The following is a 15,576-nucleotide window of genomic DNA, read 5'->3' on the forward strand; positions in this document are numbered from 1 at the left end:
GCGTCTATCGGTCCGCTGGGGACCACCCGTCAGCGCTGTGCCCCCTTCTGGGGCGGTGGGGGCTCAGCCGTGCGTGCCCCCATGGGGCGGTGGGGCTCAGCCGTGCGTGCCCCCGCGGGGCGGTGGGGCTCAGCCGCTCGCGACCCCCTTCGCGCTGTCCTGCGCCGCAGCGAGGGCCGGCATGAGCGCGCTGACGTCCTGGTCCTGGTTGGACAGCACCACGATGTCGACCCGTCGGTTCAGGGTGAGGGCCTGGTCCGAGTCGCCCTCCGCGAGCGGCCGGCTCGACCCGAACCCGACGCTCTGCACGTGCGCGGCGGGCATCCCCCCGCGCTCGACGAGGTCGCGGAGCACGCCGGTGGCCCGCGCGGCGCTGAGCTCCCAGTTCGTCGCGTACGGCGCGGTGGAGTTGCGCTGGTCGGCGTGCCCCTCGACGCTGACGTCGTGGCCGCTCGTCCGGAGCACCGGCGCGATGGCGTCCATGATCCGCTTCGCCTGGTCCGAGAGGTTGGCGCTGTTGGTCGCGAAGTACGTCTCGCTGCCGACGAGCCGGACCGTGAGCCCGCGGGCGTCGACGGTGAACTGCACGTTCGAGGTCTGCCCTGCTCGGCGGAGGTTCTGCTTGATCGCGCGCTCGATGCCCTGGAGGTCGTCGAGCTCCCGCTCCGCCGCGGCGACGTCGGCCTTCGACGCGGCCGCGGGGACGGCCGTGCTCGTCGGGTCGGCGGTGGCCGTGCCGGGGCCGGCCTCGGCGTTGCTGCCCGCCTGGCCGCTCGACGCGCTCGAGTGGTCCGCCTGGGACTTGTCGATCGAGTAGCCGGAGCCGTCCTCCACCTGGTCCTTCGTCACGACGGTGCCGGACGCGGTGTCGATCTTCTGCGACTTCACCTCGCCGAACCCGGTCGCGAGCGAGTTCTTCAGCTGGATGTACTTCTGCTGGTCGACCGTCGACATCGCGAAGAGCACGAGGAACATGCACATCAGGACGGTGATCATGTCCATGTAGGACGCCATCCAGCGCTCGTCCGGGTGCTCCGCCTCGTCGTGTGACTTCTTGCCACGACCACGACCGCGACCGCGGGGGTTCGCGCTCATCGTCAGGCCGCCAGCTGCTGGTCGTCGTCGGCGGCGCGCTGCTTCTTCGCGGACTTCGCGTCCGCGATCCGAGCGGCGGGCGGGACCATCGCCTTGAGCCGCTCGCCGAGCAGCCGGGGCTGGCTGCCGGCCTGGACGGCGAGGAGGCCCTCCATCAGCAGCGTCTGCCGGTCGGTCTCGAGCTGCGCGAGCTTGCGGAGCTTGCCGCCGATGGGCAGCCAGAGGAAGTTCGCGGTGAGCAGCCCCCAGAGCGTGGCGACGAACGCGCTCGCGATCAGGGGCCCGAGCTCGTCCGGCTTGCCGAGGTTCGCGAGCACGTGCGTCAGCGACACGACGGTGCCGATGATGCCGACCGTCGGCGCGAAGCCGCCGAGGCCCATGAAGAACGCGCTCGCGCTCCGGACCGGCGCGGCGTTCGACTCGATCTCGTCCTCGAGGAGGATCCGCAGCTCGTCGCCGTCCGTGCCGTCGGCGATGTTCTGCAGCGCCTTCTTCATGAAGGGGTCGTCGTGCTTGTCGGCCTCCTGCTCGAGCGCCAGCAGGCCGTTCGCGCGGGCGGTCTCGGCGAGCCCGACCACGTCGTCGATGACCGACTGCGGTGGCGTGACCTTCCCCGTGAACGCCTTCGGGACGGCCGTGAAGCTGGCGATCGCGTCCTTGAGGGTCGTGCTGGCGATGCCGCAGCCGATGGTGGCGCCGAACACGAGGAGCATGGGCGCGGGCAGGAAGACCCCGGCGAGCTCGACGTGCTCCATCTCGACCATGCCGAAGAGCGCGCCGAACGCGATGAGGATGCCGATGATCGTCGCGATGTCCACGTCAGCGGCCTCCGTCGTGCGCGTGCAGCGGGGCGACCGCGGCGAGGGTCGGCGCAGGCCCCGTGGCGTTCCGCGTCGGCTGCACATCGGTGCCGTAGGCCATCCCGACGATGCGCGCGCGGTACGCCGCGATGAGGTCGATGACCTCGACCATGGACTCGCGCACGATGTACTTCGCGCCGTCGACCATGATGAGGGTCGTGTCCGGCGTCTCCTGGATGCGCTCCACGAGGTCCGGGTTGACAGCGAATCCGCTGCCGTTGAGTCGTGTGACGACGATCATGGCCCGTCCTGGTTCTCGATCGTCCCGCCGCCGTCCGTGGGGCGGGATGCCGCCCTTCCGTGGGCGTGCACCGGGGCCTATCGGTCCGGGCCCGCCGCTCGTAAGCGCATCGGGGCGCAGCGCCCCGGACGGGGTACGTCATCGTGAGCAGATGCCCAGGAACCGAGCGCAACCGGTGCGGGGGTCCGGCCGGTAGTACCCGGTGAGACGTCGAGGACGACGTCTCACCGACCGGCCCGCTCCGGGCCAGAGAAGGAGACGACACGATGCGCAAGAAGACCCTCGCCGCCGGCCTCGCGTCCGGTGTGCTGCTCGCCGCGACCGCTGCGGTGCTGCCTGCCGCGACCGCCGCGGCCGCCAGCGGCGACGCCACCCTCTCCGTCCTGCACGCCGTCCCGTCCGTCACCGTCGACGTGTACCTCGACGGCAAGCGCGCCCTCGACGACTTCACGCCGGGCACCCTCGCCGGCCCGATGACGGTCCCCGCCGGCGCGCACTCGATCGCGATCACCGCCGGCGACGCGACGGACGACTCGAAGCCGATCATCGGCCCGGTGGACGTCTCGCTCGACGCCGGCGTCAACTACACCGCGGTCGCACACGACGACACCGACGGGAAGCCGACCGCGACCCTGTTCACGAACGACACCTCGGCCACTCCGGCGGGTCAGGGTCGTCTGATCGTCCGCCACGTCGCCGCCGCCCCCGCCGTCGACGTCCTGGCCGGCGGCAAGGCCGTGGTCTCCGGGCTGACGAACCCGGACGAGCAGGCGCTGGAGCTCCCCGCGGGCACCGTCTCGGCCTCGGTCGCCGCTGCCGGCACCACCGACCCGGTGATCGGCCCGGCGGACGTCGCCGTGAAGGCCGGCACCGACACGATCGTGTACGCGTGGGGCAGCCTCGCGGACGGGAACCTCGCCCTCGCGACGCAGACGATCTCCGGCCTCGGCGGCACCCCAAACGGCGTGCCCGCGGGCAACGCCGGACTCGTCGCGACGAACCAGCCCGACGTCGCACCCTGGATCGGAGCCGCCGCAGCACTCCTCGCAGCCGCCGCGCTCGGGACCGTCGTCGTCCGGCGGCGTCGCACCGCGGACGCCGGTCGGCCGGACTCCGGTCGCTGATCGTGCTCCGCACGGCACGGTCGTCGGTGGCGGCGGTCGCCGTCGCCACGGCGGCCGTCGCCGTCCTGACCGGGTGCTCGTCGGCCGGCCCCCTCCCCGGCGGGCACCCCTCCCTCGCCCCGACGAGCACGCCGACGCCTCCCCCTGCGGCGTTCTCGACGGCGGTACCGCAGCAGGCAGCGACCGTCCCACCGGTCGCCCCGGCCGCTGCGGCACCCGCCCGGGTCGCCGTCGACTGGGCCGGCGTCACCGCGCCGGTCCGGCCGGAGGGCGTCGACGACGAGGGCGGCATGGCGCTCCCGCCGGACCCGTCGGTCGCCGGCTGGTACCGCTACGGCGCCGCACCGTCCTCGGCGGAGGGCACGGTGGTGCTCGCGGCCCACGTCGACGCCGTCGGCTACGGCGTCGGACCCTTCGCGCACCTCCGGGACGTGCCCGACGGCCGGACCGTCACGATCACCGACACCGCCGGTGCCGAGACGCGGTGGCGGATCGACTCGGTGTCCCTGCTCGAGAAGCGCGGGCTGCCCTGGGACGAGGTGTTCCGCACCGACGGCGACCGACGACTCGTGCTGGTCACCTGCGGTGGTGTGTTCGACGAGCGGACCCGCCACTACGAGAGCAACCTCGTCATCACCGCGACACCGGTGCCGTGACCCCGGAGACAGCACCGTGCACCCGCCGCACCCCGTCCCTCCGGCCCCCGTACGATCGAGCCACGGTCGAAGCCGACCGCCCCGACGACAGGACCACGTGACGACCACCCTCCCCGACGACGGCGAGCTCTCCCGCGCCTTCAGCGCCGGGAGCGAAGCCGCCCTGCGTGCCGTCTACGACCGGTGGTCGCCCCTGGTGCACACCCTGGCCCTGCGAGCCCTCCGTGACGCGATGGCCGCCGAGGACGTCACGCAGCAGGTCTTCGTGAAGGCCTGGCGGCGGTCCGGCAGCTTCGACCCCGCCCGCGGTCCGCTCGGCGCGTGGCTCGTCGGCATCACGCGCAACTGCATCGCGGACGCCCTGACCGAGCGCGCACGGCAGGCGCCGACCGTCGAGCCGACCATCGTCGCGGAGACCGCGGCGGCACCCGAGTCGCCCTTCGACCTCGCCGAGCGGGCCCTCGTCGCCGGGGAGCTCGACCGCCTCGACGAGGAGCCGCGACGCGTCATGCGGTTGGCGTTCTACGAGGACCTCAGCCATCGTGAGATCGCGGAGCGGCTGCAGATCCCCCTCGGCACGGTGAAGAGCCACATCCATCGGAGCCTGGCTCGGCTCCGAACACGTTTGGAGGTGATCGAGTGAAGCACGTGGACGACGAGACGCTGGCGATGCTCGCGGTCACCGACGTCGTGGCGGACGACGAGGTCGCCGCCCACCTCGTGGCGTGCGCGCGGTGCCGCGCCGAGGTCGCGGACCTCCAGCGCGTCGCGGCCGTCACCCGCTCGGCGGCCGACGTCGATCTCGTCGCGCCTCCGGAGCGGGTCTGGGACCGCATCGCCGCGACCGTGCGGGTTGAGCAGGCAGGGGACGGCCTGGAGGCCCGGGTCGATCCCGCCCCGCCGGTGCAGCCCGACGCTCGTCCCGGCTCGACACCCGACGTCGGGTCGCCTGCGCAGCCCGTCGTGTCCCCGACGCGTCCGGGCGTGGCCGCGGTCCGACCCTCCGGCCGACGGGACCGGCCCGGCACCGCCACGCGCCGCCGGCGACGCCGGACGATCGCCGGGGTCGTGGCTGCCGGCGTCGGTGCGCTCGCGCTGCTCGTCGGTGTCGGCGTCGTCACCGGTGTCGTCCCGGGTCCGGGCAGCGGCGAGACCGTCGTCGCCCGGGCCACCCTCGACGCGCTGCCCGACTGGGGCGGCGCGCGTGGCACCGCCGAGCTCGAGCGGGACCGCGACGGGCGGTTGACGCTCGTCGTCGACGTCAGCGGTGACCGCGACGCCTCGGACACGGGGACACTGCGGGAGGTGTGGATGATGCAGTCGGACCTCAAGGGCCTCGTGAGCGTCGGGTTCCTCGACGGCGACCGTGGCCGGTTCACGGTGCCCGCCGACATGGACCTGGCGAAGTACCCGGTGGTCGACGTCTCGGCCGAGCGCGACGACGGGAACCCGACGCATTCGGGCGACTCGATCGTCCGCGGCGACCTGCACGACCGGTAGCCTCGGGCCGTGATCACCGCCGCGGACCTGCTCGAGGGCCCGCGCGGCCGACGGTTCAGCCTGGAGCTGCTCCGTGCCGCGGGCGGGAGGTCTGCGGCAGCGGAGCACCTCGGCAACGTGCTGTTCTGGGCGGACGTGCACCTGACGCGCGAGCAGGGCCGTGAGGTCGCGCTGTGGGGGCTCGCGCTCGACGACTCCGGCACCCTCGCCGCCGTCGCCGCGGCACTGGATGCTGTCGAGCGCACCGATCCGGCCCCAGGAGAGGTCGTCGAGGCCCTCGAACAGGCGGCCGAGTCAGCCCGCTGGTGGGAGGAGCGCGACGCCGTCGATGACCTCCTCGTCCATCCACAACTCCGCGACGCGCTCCGGCGGCTCGCCGGGTGGGCTGCCTCGAGTCCCGCCGTGCAGCGGCTCGGCGCCCCCGTAGCCGCACACTGGGCGGTGGCGTTCGACGGCGGTGACCCCGGGCGTCCGGCAGCCCCGGTCCACGAGGCTCTCGTCGACTGGGCGGAACAGATCCGCGCTGACCAGCAGGAGGGCACCGACGGCCCCGCGAGCGGCGAGTGGTGGACCACGCCGCCCTGGCCCGCACCGGAGACCACGCCGGCGCCCTTCGCCGACCAGGGGCCACTGGCGCTCTGGGCCGTCGAGGACTCGTTCGGGTGGCAGCGCGCCGAGGTGACCGAGGCGCACGGCGGACGGGTGAGCCGGACGATCGTCGTGGACCGCCCCGAGGACTGGGCCGACCTCTGCCGCCGGTTCCCGCTCGACGTCAGCGCGACGACCCGGCGGTGGGACTGGGGTGTCGCCACAGGACGAGCGGGTGCGTGGGTGATGCCGGACTGGTCCGCGGTCGCCGCTGAGGTCGACGTCGTCGAACTGACGATCGCCGGCTGGTTCCGCTGCTCCGGTCTCGCCGTACCGGTCGACGCGGACCGCGCGAGCGTCGTCGCCGGGTGGACGCCGGGCTCCCGGTACTGGCTCACCGACCCCGGTCCCGAGCGGGGCGAGTCCTGCACCTGGGCCCGCGACCGGAACCAGGGACCGTGGACGCATACGGGAGACTGACTTCTCACAGACGGGATATTCCCGATGCGTTCCTGCGAGTTCGACGAGTGATGTCACCCGATTTATCTCATGAGCGTGTTAGCGTGCCCTCATGACCGACACCACCATCGTCGCTCCCCCGACCACCCCGGCCCCCCTCCGCGAGGTCGGAGCCCTCATCCGGGGCGCGCGCAAGGGCCGCAGCATGACCCAGGCGCAGCTCGCCGAACGGGTCGGTACGAGCCAGAGCGCCATCAACCGGATCGAGCAGGGCGGGCAGAACCTCAGCCTCGAGATGCTCACCCGGATCAGCGACGCGCTCGACCAGCAGATCGTCTCCATCGGCGGCGCCCCGCAGCGCGCTCACCTCCGGGTGCAGGGCGGTCGGAAGCTCAGCGGCTCCATCGCGGTCAACTCGTCGAAGAACGCCGCCGTCGCGCTCCTGTGCGCCTCCCTGCTCAACCGGGGCGTCACGCGGCTGCACAGGGTCGCGCGCATCGTCGAGGTCGACCGCATCATCGACGTCCTCCGCAGCCTCGGCGCGAGTGTCACGTGGTCCGAGGACGGCGAGGTGCTCGAGATCGTCGCGCCGTCCGACCTCCGCCTCGACGCCATCGACGCCGACGCCGCCCGCCGTACCCGCAGCGTGCTCATGTTCCTCGGCCCGCTGAGCGGCCGGTTCGACGCCTTCCGCCTCCCGTACGCCGGCGGCTGCGACCTCGGTACCCGCACGGTCGAGCCGCACCTCATCGCGCTCCGGCCGTTCGGCGTCGACGTCGAGGCCACGAACGGCTGGTACGAGGTCGACGTGGCGAACAAGGACGTCCCGACGAAGTCGATCGTCCTGACCGAGCGCGGCGACACGGTGACCGAGAACGCGATCCTCGCCGCGGCGGCCCGCGACGGCGTGACGACGATCCGGAACGCCAGCCCGAACTACATGGTGCAGGACCTCTGCTTCTTCCTCGAGCTCCTCGGCGTGCAGGTCGAGGGCATCGGCACCACCACGCTCCGCATCACCGGCCGGAGCGTCATCGACGAGGTCGTGGACTACTGGCCGAGCGAGGACCCGGTGGAGGCGATGAGCCTCCTCACCGCGGGCATCGTCACCGGGTCGACGCTGACCGTCACGCGCGCGCCGATCGAGTTCCTCGAGATCGAGCTCGCGACCCTCGCCGAGATGGGCCTCCGCTTCGACGTCTCCGAGGAGTACGGCGCAGCGAACGGCCGCACCCGGCTCGTCGACATCACGGTGCACCCGTCCGAGCTGCACGCGCCGATCGACAAGATCCACGCGATGCCGTTCCCGGGCCTCAACATCGACAACCTGCCGTTCTTCGTCGTCATCGCGGCGTGCGCCACGGGCACCACCCTCGTGCACGACTGGGTGTACGAGGGCCGGGCGATCCACCTGCTCGACCTCACCCGCCTCGGCGCGAACGTCACGCTCCGCGACCCGCACCGCCTCGACGTCACCGGCCCGACGCACTTCTCCGGTGCCGAGGTCAGCTGCCCGCCGGCGCTGCGTCCGGCCGTCGTGATCCTGCTCGCGATGCTCGCCGCGAAGGGGGAGAGCGTCCTCCGCAACGTCGGCATCATCGCGCGCGGCTACGAGGGCCTGCAGGAGCGCCTCAACTCGCTCGGCGCGTCGATCGAGACGTTCCACGACTGAGTCGCGCGGCGTCGGTCCGGTCCTCACGGTGCGAGGTTCCACACACGGTGCGACGGCGAACACCTCGCACCGTGTGTGCAAGCTCGCACCGAGCACCGAGCACCGAGCACCCGCACCGCGTGCGCGGCGTCGCTCAGCCGCGGCCGAGCGCCCGTCGCGCAGCGGGGCCGGCGCTCACGACACCGCGCGGAACATCACCTCGAGCGCGACCTGCCGCGGCCACAGCGCGAACCGCGGCAGCACGTCCGGCCCGCACGCCCGCGAGCCGAGTCCGTGCTGCGCGGCGTCGAGGTACAGGTGCAGGCGGTCGGACGCCGGCAGCTCGTGCGGGTGCTCCGCCCGGGCCCACTGCTGCGCCGTGTGCCGGGCGAGCTGGAACCCGGGCAGGTCCGCGCCCGCACCGCGCAGGGCGTCGATCGCGAGCCGTCCGATGCGCAGCTCCCGGAGGTCGGGACGGTGGCCGGTCTCCTGCGGCCGTGCGTACCGGACGCCGAGGGCGTCGACGGCGGACGCGAACCGCCCGACCACGACGCCGTTGGCAGCGTCCGGGTAGGACTCGTGCGGGCCGGTCCCCCACCACTCGACCGCGTCCCCGAGGTCGTCAGGCAGGTCCAGGTGCAGGCCGATCCGCGGCCAGGTGCAGTCCCACGGTCCGACGGGCACGGCGCTCCAGCGCAGCCGGAGGTCGTCGCCGTCGCCCGACCAGCGGAACTCCGAGTCGATGCCGGACCCGGTGCCGGCGGGCATCGACCGCAACCGCTGCACGAGGACACCGCCCTCGCGCGCGACCGCCGTCACACGGTGCGTCAGCCGGTCGAGTCCCCGCTCCCGCCACCGGTCGGCCGAGGGCGGCACGGATTCGTCGCCCCGTCCGGAGCTCAGTTCCGGCGACGTCGTCTCGTAGGAGCCCTGGCCGGACGCCCGGTCGTTCTCGGTCGGCGCGCGCCAGAGCTCGGGCACCAGGACGGCGACGTCGATGCCGTGCCAGGACCGCAACGCCCCGTCCTCGTCGAAGACCGCGGCGCTCGGCAGCACACCGGACGGGCGCGCCGACGGCGTCGGCGGCACGACCTCGACGACGGTCTGGACCTCGGCCACGACCTGCCCGCGCGGTGCCCACACGGTGTCCTGCCGGAGGGACGCCCGGAGCGTCAGGTGGGCCTCCCGGCCCCGACGCGGTGCGACCGCGTCGCTCGGCAGCGCGACGGTGACGTCGCGCCCCGGGCGGACGGGAGGCACGTCCAGCGCTCCGCCGTCGACCACGCGTCCGTCGACGCGCAGCTCCCACACCACGGCCAGGTCGGCCGTGTCGGCGTGCGCCCGCTGCGAGTGGACCGTGAGCGACGACCCCTCGCGCGTGAAGCGGACCGGAGCCCAGAGCCGCCCGAGGTCGGCGAGGGCCGGGCTCGGCGTCCCGTCGGAGAGGACGAGCCCGTCCATCACGAAGACGCCGTCGTGCACCGGTTCGCCGAAGTCACCGCCGTACCCGAAGTACGCGACCCCGTCGTCGGTGGTGGTCCGGAGGCCGTGGTCCCGCCACTCCCACACGAACCCGCCGTGCAGCCGCGACCAGCGTTCGAAGCGGTCCTGGTAGTCGGCGAGCGAGCCCGGCCCGTTGCCCATGGCGTGGCCGTACTCGCACAGGACGAACGGCTTCGCGCGTTGCCGGGCGCCGGCAGCAGGGCCGACCTCGTGGACCGGCATGGCGAGGTCGCCGCAGACCGAGTCGATCTCCTCGATGGTGGGGTACATGCGCGAGTACAGGTCGGTGTACGCACCCTCGGTGTCGCCCTCGTAGTGGATCGGTCGCGACGGGTCGCGGCGGCGGATCCAGTCGGCCATCGCGGCGAGGTTGCGGCCCGTCCCGGACTCGTTGCCGAGGGACCAGACCACGACCGACGGGTGGTTCTTGTCGCGTTCGACGGTCCGGCGGACGCGGTCGAGGTACGCGTCCCGCCATGCGGGGTCGTCCGACGGGTTGCCCGACCAGTCGACCTCCCAGAAGCCGTGCGTCTCGAGGTCGCACTCGAGCACGACCCAGAAGCCGTACTCGTCGGCCAGTTCGAGGAAGCGCGGGTGCGGGGGCTGGTGCGCGGTCCGGATCGCTTGCACGCCGTGCTGCTTCATGAGCGACAGGTCGGTGCGGAGGGTGTCCTCGTCGAACACCCGGCCACGGTCCGGGTGGGTCTCGTGTCGGTTGACGCCGTGGAACACGAGCGGTACGCCGTTGACGAGCAGCCGGTCGCCGACGACCTCGACCCGGCGGAACCCGACGCGGAGCCGCACCGTCTCGGCGTCGGTGGCGATGACGACGTCGTGGAGCCGGGGCTCCTCGGCGGACCACGCGTCCACCGTGCCCACGTCGACCCGGGCCGGCGCGCCGGGGGCGAGTCGTGCCTCCAGGCCGGTCTCGGGCAGACGGACCGTCACCTGCGTCGCGGTGGTGACCGTCTCGACGACGAGGGTGCCGCGGCCGGTCACCGGGTCGCGGTCGGCGGTGACGAAGACGTCGTCGAGGCCGCCGTCCGGGCGGTGTTCGAGGGTGACCGAGCGGAACACGCCGGGCAGCCACCACTGGTCCTGGTCCTCGAGGTAGCTCCCCTGCGACCACTGGTGCACCCGGATCGCGACCGTGTTCGCGCCGGGGCGGAGGAGTCCGGTGACGTCGTACTCGGTCGTGAGACGGCTGCCCGTCGACCACCCGACGGTCCGGCCGTTCACCCAGACCCGCGCGAGCGACTCGGCACCGTCCAGGCGGAGCAGGGTCCGACCTCCGGCGGGCCACCAGTCCGACAGGTCCACGGTCCGGACGTGGTCACCCGTCGGGTTGCGGTCGGGGACGTGGGGCGGGTCGACCGGGAACGGGTAGCGGATGTTCGTGTAGGCGGGGGCGCCGTGACCGTGGAGGACCCAGTGCGAGGGGACGGGGAGGTCGGACCAGTCGGGCCCGGTCGCGCGGTCCGTGCCGGCGGCGAACGGCGGGACACCGTCGACCTCGTCCCGCGGTGCCCGGTCGTGCAGCCGGAAGCGCCACGTGCCGTCGAGGGACAGCGTCTTGGCGTCCGACCGGAGCCTGGCGCGCGGCGGCAGGCGCGAGCCGGACCCCGGAGCGGTCGTGCCGAGCGGTCCGACGGCCCCGGGAGCCGTCACTTGATCGCGCCCTTCGCGATGTCCCCGATGAACTGCCGTGCACCGATGAGGAACACCACGAGCAGCGGCAGGACGGACAGCAGTGCTCCGGCCATCACCATGCTGTAGTTGTTCGCGAACGTCGTGTTCAGCTGCGCCATCGCCACCTGCAGCGTGAGGTGGTTCGGGTCGTTCAGCACGATGAGGGGCCAGAGGTAGTCGTTCCACGAGCCGATGAACGTGAAGATGCCGAGGAAGCCCAGGCCCGGACGGATGAGCGGGATGCAGACCGTCCACCACTGCCGGAAGAACCCGGCTCCGTCGATCACGGCGGCGTCCATGAGCTCGTCGGGGACGCTCGACAGGATGTACTGCCGCAGCCAGAAGATGCCGAACGCGTTCGCCGCCGCCGGGACGATGAGCGCCTGCAGGTGCCCCACCCAGCCGAGGTTCGTCATGGTGATGAACTGCGGGATGATCGACAGCTGCATCGGGAGCATGAAGGTCACGAGCACGATCGTGAAGAGGGTCTTCCGCAGCGGGAAGTCGAACTTCGCGAAGGTGAACGCGGCGAGCGAGTCGAAGAAGAGCACGAGGGCCGTGACGCTCACCGAGACGATGACGGTGTTCAGCAGCGCGCCGCCGAAGTCGATCTTGTCGAAGACCTCCCCGATGTTCTGGAACAACCAGGGCCCGGGGACGAACACCGGCGGCGACTTGTAGATGTCGCTCGTCGTGTTGCTCGCCATGACGAACAGCCAGTAGAGCGGGAAGATCGAGACCACGGCGCCGACGGTGAGCAGCGTGTACAGGACGACGCGGGAGGCGCCGGGGCCCCGACGCCGACGGCGGGTCACGGTGGTGCGGCTCGACGGCGCCGCGGTGGTCGGTCGGGTCAGGACGGTCACGCGCGTGCCTCTTCCTTCCGGCCGGCGGTGAAGCGCCAGCTGATGATCGTGAACACGACGACGATGAGGAACACGCCCCACGCGATCGCGGCACCGTAGCCGAAGCGGTTGAACCCGAAGGCCTGCTGGTAGAAGTACAGGACCATCGTGAGGCCGCCCTGGCCGGCGCCGCCGCTGTTCGTCGAGCCGGCGGTGGTGGTGAGGACCTGGGCCTCCGTGAAGCTCTGGAGGCCGGTGATGGTGCTGACGACGAGCACGAAGATCACGGTCGGGCGCAGCAGCGGCAGGGTGATCGAGAAGAAGCTCCGGAAGGCCCCGGCGCCGTCGATCTTCGCGGCTTCGTAGACCTCGCCGCCGATCGACTGCATGCCCGCGAGGAAGATGATCGCGTTGTAGCCGGTCCACTGGTACGTGATGAGCAGCGACACCGTGACCTGGATGCCGAACGGGGTGCTCAGCCACGGCACCGCGGGGAGGCCGATCGCGTGCAGCAGCGTGTTCGCGAGCCCGAAGTTCTGCCCGAAGATCGAGCCGAACAACACCGCCATCGCGACGACCGACGTGATGTTCGGGATGAAGTAGGCGATCCGGAACGCCGTGCTGTACCGGACGGCGCTGTTGAGCATCGCTGCGATGACGATCGCGATGACGAGCATCGGGAACGTCGACAGCGCGAAGATGACGAACGTGTTCCTGATGGAGAGGTAGAACGTCGGGTCGGCGAAGAGCTTCTGGAAGTTCTCGAGACCGACCCACGTGGGGTCGCCCAGCCCGTTCCAGTCCTGGAAGGAGAGGACGAGCGAGTACATCGTCGGGTAGAGCCCGAAGACGAGGAACAGGACGAAGAACGGAGCGACCGCGAGGTACATCGGCCAGGTGCGGCGGATGCCCCGCCGGCGGGGCCGGGTCGTGGGACCCGGCCCCGCCAGCGACGGTGCGACGGACGTGGTCACTGCGCCGATTCCAGTGCCGACTTCGCGGCCTTCACCGCGTCGTTCCATGCCTGGTCCGGGTCCTTGCCGCCCTGGATGTTCGTCAGCTCGACCAGGTACGGCGCCGACACCTGCGCGTCGTAGGGGCTGGTGTACTTCGTGGGCATCGACTCGATCGACTTCTGGAAGACCGAGACGGTGTCCTGTCCGCCGAAGAACGAGTCGCCCTCGGTGAGCGCGGACTCGGAGAGGGCCTTCGACGAGGACGGGAAGTTGCCGACCTGGCTGTACGTGGTGGCCTGCGCGGAGGGGGCGACCAGCGCCTCGATCACCTTGAGGGCGGCCTTCTTGTCCGAGGTCGCTGCGGGGATGGTGAGGAACGAGCCGCCCGCGTTGCCGGGTCCGCCCGGGGTGGCGGTCACGCGCCACTTGCCCGAGGTGTCGGGTGCGGCGCTCTTGATGTCACCGGCGTGCCACGCTGCGCCGATGACGGTCGGGATCTTGCCCTGGTTGACGGCCGAGGCCCAGTCCGGGCTGCCGTCCTCGATGTTGGCGACGATGCCGGCATTCTCGGCGGTCACCGCGCGGTCCCAGGCCTCCTTCACCGTCGCGCTGTCGCCGGTGAACTTCCCCGACTTGCTCACGAAGCCGCTGTCGGCCTGCGCCATCGACCAGCTGAAGACGTCGCCCATGGACACCTCGAGCGAGGCCCCGGTCTTCGCCTTGAGCTGCTTGCCGAACGCGAAGTACTCGTCCCACGTGCTCGTGGCGGCGGCGACGGCGGCGGGCTCGCTCGGCAGGCCGGCCTTGGCGAGGACGTCCTCGCGGTAGAACAGGGCCGAGGGGCCGATGTCGGTCGGGATGCCGATGAGCTTGCCGTCCGACGTCGTCGCCTCGGCGAGCTTCCACTTCGGGAACTGGGCGAGGTCGGACGCCGGGACGAGCGACTTCAGGTCGGTGAAGAGGCTCGACTGCTGCAGGAAGTAGGGCATGTCCTCGCCCTTGACGCCGGTGATCGACGGGACGTTCGTCTTGCCGGTGAAGGTCGTGACGAGCTTCTGCTTGAAGTCACCGCCGATCACGTTCACCTGCAGCTTGTCGGAGGCGAACTCCTTCTTCGCGCTCGAGACGACCGAGTCGCCGAGGGCGCCGGGCCAGAGCCACGCGGTCAGCTTGCCGTCGGACGCGGACGATCCGGCGGAGCAGCCGGTGAGGACGAGTGCCGCGGCGACCGCGGTGGCGAGGACCGCGGCGGTGCGGCGTCGCTTCGTGGGGGTGCGCATGGGGTCTCCTGTGGCCGGGTGGAAGGGGAGGAAGAGCGGGGGAACTGGTGGGGCTGGGGTGGCGGAGCCGGGGGTGGTGCGGTGTTCAGCGGGCGCGGCCCGCCGGTGCGGCGGTCGCTGCCGGGAGGCCCGTGGTGACGAAGCCGTACCGGTCCCGGTCCGCGGCGGCCGGGTTGGCAGCCAGCCACGGTGCGAGTTCGTCCCGTCGGGGCGCGGTTGCGGCGCCGCCGGGTCGGGACACGGTGATCGCGGCGACGAGCGCCGCGAAGTCGATGCGTTCGCGCAGCGGTCGGTCCTCGAGGGACGCGACCGCGAGGGCTGCGCAGAAGACGTCGCCCGCACCGGTCGCGTCGACCGCGTGCACCCGCACGGGCGGCGCGACGACCTCCTCACCGGTGGACGAGTCGACGGCGACGACACCGTCGCCGCCGAGGGTGACGACGCTGAGGGGCACGCGTTCGGCGAGGGCCCGGGCCGCGGCGCGGGCGTCGTCGGTCCGGGTGTAGGCCATGGCCTCGCGGTCGTTCGGCGTGAACGCGTACGCGCCGTCGACGGCGTCGAGCAGCGCGGGGTCCCACGTCCCCGTGGCGTCCCACCCGACGTCGGCGAAGACGCGGAGGCCGCGGCTCGCGCTCGTCCGGACCCAGTCGGCGGTCGTCTCGTCGACGTGCAGTGCCGCGACCCGTCCGCCCTGTGCCGGCAGCAGTTCCGGCAGCGGGACGGGAGCGGCCGTCCCGCCGGTGATGATCGCGCGGTCGCCGTCGTAGCCCATGCAGGCGCTCACCGGGATCGACCAACCCGGGGCTCGGTGCAGCAGCGCGGTCCCGATCCCCTCACGGGCGAGCGCGGCGCGGCAGAGGCCGCTGAGCTCGTCGTCGCCCACCACGGCGGCGACGTCGGTGGACGCACCGAGTCGTGCTGCGGCGATGGCGAAGTTCGCGATGCCGCCCGGCGTCCACGCGAAGTGCGGCGTCCAGTGCTCCTGTCCCAGCACGGGGCCGTGCGGGAGGTCGGCGAACACGGCGTCGAAGAAGAGCAGGCCCGCGACGAGCACGTCGGCATCGGTGCTCGAGGTTCGTCGGTCGTCCATCGCTGCTCCATCGGTCGGCGTGTGAGCACTTTCTAACAC

The 15,576-nt window shown here is 72.2% G+C and carries 14 protein-coding genes; 6 read left to right on the forward strand and 8 right to left on the reverse strand.

The genetic code is table 11. The features are described 5' to 3' along the window. Nucleotides 1-129: 129 nt before the first annotated feature. The 3 genes from IEY20_RS02590 to IEY20_RS02600 are packed head-to-tail and all read right to left on the reverse strand — an operon-like array spanning nt 130 to nt 2,196. Entirely contained in the window at nt 130-1,095 is a 966-nt protein-coding gene (locus IEY20_RS02590; protein ID WP_175329333.1) for an OmpA/MotB family protein, read from the reverse strand. Between the two features lie 2 nt (nt 1,096-1,097). Next, the gene (locus tag IEY20_RS02595) at nt 1,098-1,913 is read right to left on the reverse strand and encodes a motility protein A (RefSeq protein ID WP_175329334.1); all 816 of its coding nucleotides are present in this window, start codon (nt 1,911-1,913) and stop codon (nt 1,098-1,100) included. Between the two features lies 1 nt (nt 1,914). Continuing rightward, the gene (locus IEY20_RS02600) at nt 1,915-2,196 is read right to left on the reverse strand and encodes a flagellar FlbD family protein (protein ID WP_175329335.1); all 282 of its coding nucleotides are present in this window, start codon (nt 2,194-2,196) and stop codon (nt 1,915-1,917) included. Nucleotides 2,197-2,462: 266 nt separating this feature from the next. Here IEY20_RS02600 and IEY20_RS02605 point away from each other — a divergent pair, with 266 nt between their 5' ends. From IEY20_RS02605 to IEY20_RS02630, 6 genes are all read left to right on the forward strand, one after another. Then, nucleotides 2,463-3,320, forward strand: a complete 858-nt coding sequence (locus IEY20_RS02605) for a DUF4397 domain-containing protein (RefSeq protein ID WP_175329336.1) — start codon at nt 2,463-2,465, stop codon at nt 3,318-3,320. Between the two features lie 2 nt (nt 3,321-3,322). Next, on the forward strand, nt 3,323-3,976 hold the full coding sequence (locus tag IEY20_RS02610; RefSeq protein WP_229727818.1) for a class F sortase: 654 nt from the start codon (nt 3,323-3,325) through the stop codon (nt 3,974-3,976). Between the two features lie 97 nt (nt 3,977-4,073). Further along, nucleotides 4,074-4,619: an RNA polymerase sigma factor gene (locus IEY20_RS02615; RefSeq protein ID WP_175329337.1), complete on the forward strand. Its 546-nt coding sequence runs from the start codon at nt 4,074-4,076 to the stop codon at nt 4,617-4,619. A 5-nt stretch (nt 4,620-4,624) separates the two neighbouring features. Then, the gene (locus tag IEY20_RS02620) at nt 4,625-5,476 is read left to right on the forward strand and encodes an anti-sigma factor (protein WP_175329338.1); all 852 of its coding nucleotides are present in this window, start codon (nt 4,625-4,627) and stop codon (nt 5,474-5,476) included. 9 nt (nt 5,477-5,485) lie between these two features. Then, nucleotides 5,486-6,544: a hypothetical protein gene (locus IEY20_RS02625; RefSeq protein WP_175329339.1), complete on the forward strand. Its 1,059-nt coding sequence runs from the start codon at nt 5,486-5,488 to the stop codon at nt 6,542-6,544. A gap of 91 nt (nt 6,545-6,635) precedes the next feature. Further along, nucleotides 6,636-8,195 carry a helix-turn-helix domain-containing protein gene (locus IEY20_RS02630; RefSeq protein WP_175329340.1) on the forward strand — a complete coding sequence of 520 codons (1,560 nt, stop codon included), beginning with the start codon at nt 6,636-6,638 and terminating at the stop codon, nt 8,193-8,195. A 174-nt stretch (nt 8,196-8,369) separates the two neighbouring features. Here the strand turns inward: IEY20_RS02630 and IEY20_RS02635 are convergent, their stop codons facing one another. The 5 genes from IEY20_RS02635 to IEY20_RS02655 form a co-directional block, all read right to left on the reverse strand. Continuing rightward, nucleotides 8,370-11,345, reverse strand: coding sequence for a glycoside hydrolase family 2 TIM barrel-domain containing protein (locus IEY20_RS02635; protein ID WP_175329341.1), 2,976 nt, complete (start codon nt 11,343-11,345; stop codon nt 8,370-8,372). Further along, nucleotides 11,342-12,232 (reverse strand): carbohydrate ABC transporter permease, encoded by an 891-nt coding sequence (locus tag IEY20_RS02640; protein ID WP_022904039.1) that lies wholly within the window; start codon nt 12,230-12,232, stop codon nt 11,342-11,344. The genes IEY20_RS02635 and IEY20_RS02640 overlap by 4 nt, the downstream gene beginning before the upstream one ends. Next, nucleotides 12,229-13,185 carry a carbohydrate ABC transporter permease gene (locus IEY20_RS02645; protein WP_022904038.1) on the reverse strand — a complete coding sequence of 319 codons (957 nt, stop codon included), beginning with the start codon at nt 13,183-13,185 and terminating at the stop codon, nt 12,229-12,231. Before IEY20_RS02645 ends, IEY20_RS02640 begins: the two co-directional genes overlap by 4 nt. Next, nucleotides 13,182-14,447 carry an extracellular solute-binding protein gene (locus IEY20_RS02650; RefSeq protein WP_188888877.1) on the reverse strand — a complete coding sequence of 422 codons (1,266 nt, stop codon included), beginning with the start codon at nt 14,445-14,447 and terminating at the stop codon, nt 13,182-13,184. The genes IEY20_RS02645 and IEY20_RS02650 overlap by 4 nt, the downstream gene beginning before the upstream one ends. Nucleotides 14,448-14,532: 85 nt before the next feature. Continuing rightward, a complete protein-coding gene (locus tag IEY20_RS02655; RefSeq protein WP_175327831.1) occupies nt 14,533-15,537 on the reverse strand; it encodes a carbohydrate kinase family protein in 1,005 nt (334 codons plus the stop codon). Between the last annotated feature and the right edge of the window lie 39 nt (nt 15,538-15,576).

Origin of the sequence: Curtobacterium luteum (assembly GCF_014646995.1) — a bacterium.
GTDB lineage: Bacteria > Actinomycetota > Actinomycetes > Actinomycetales > Microbacteriaceae > Curtobacterium > Curtobacterium luteum.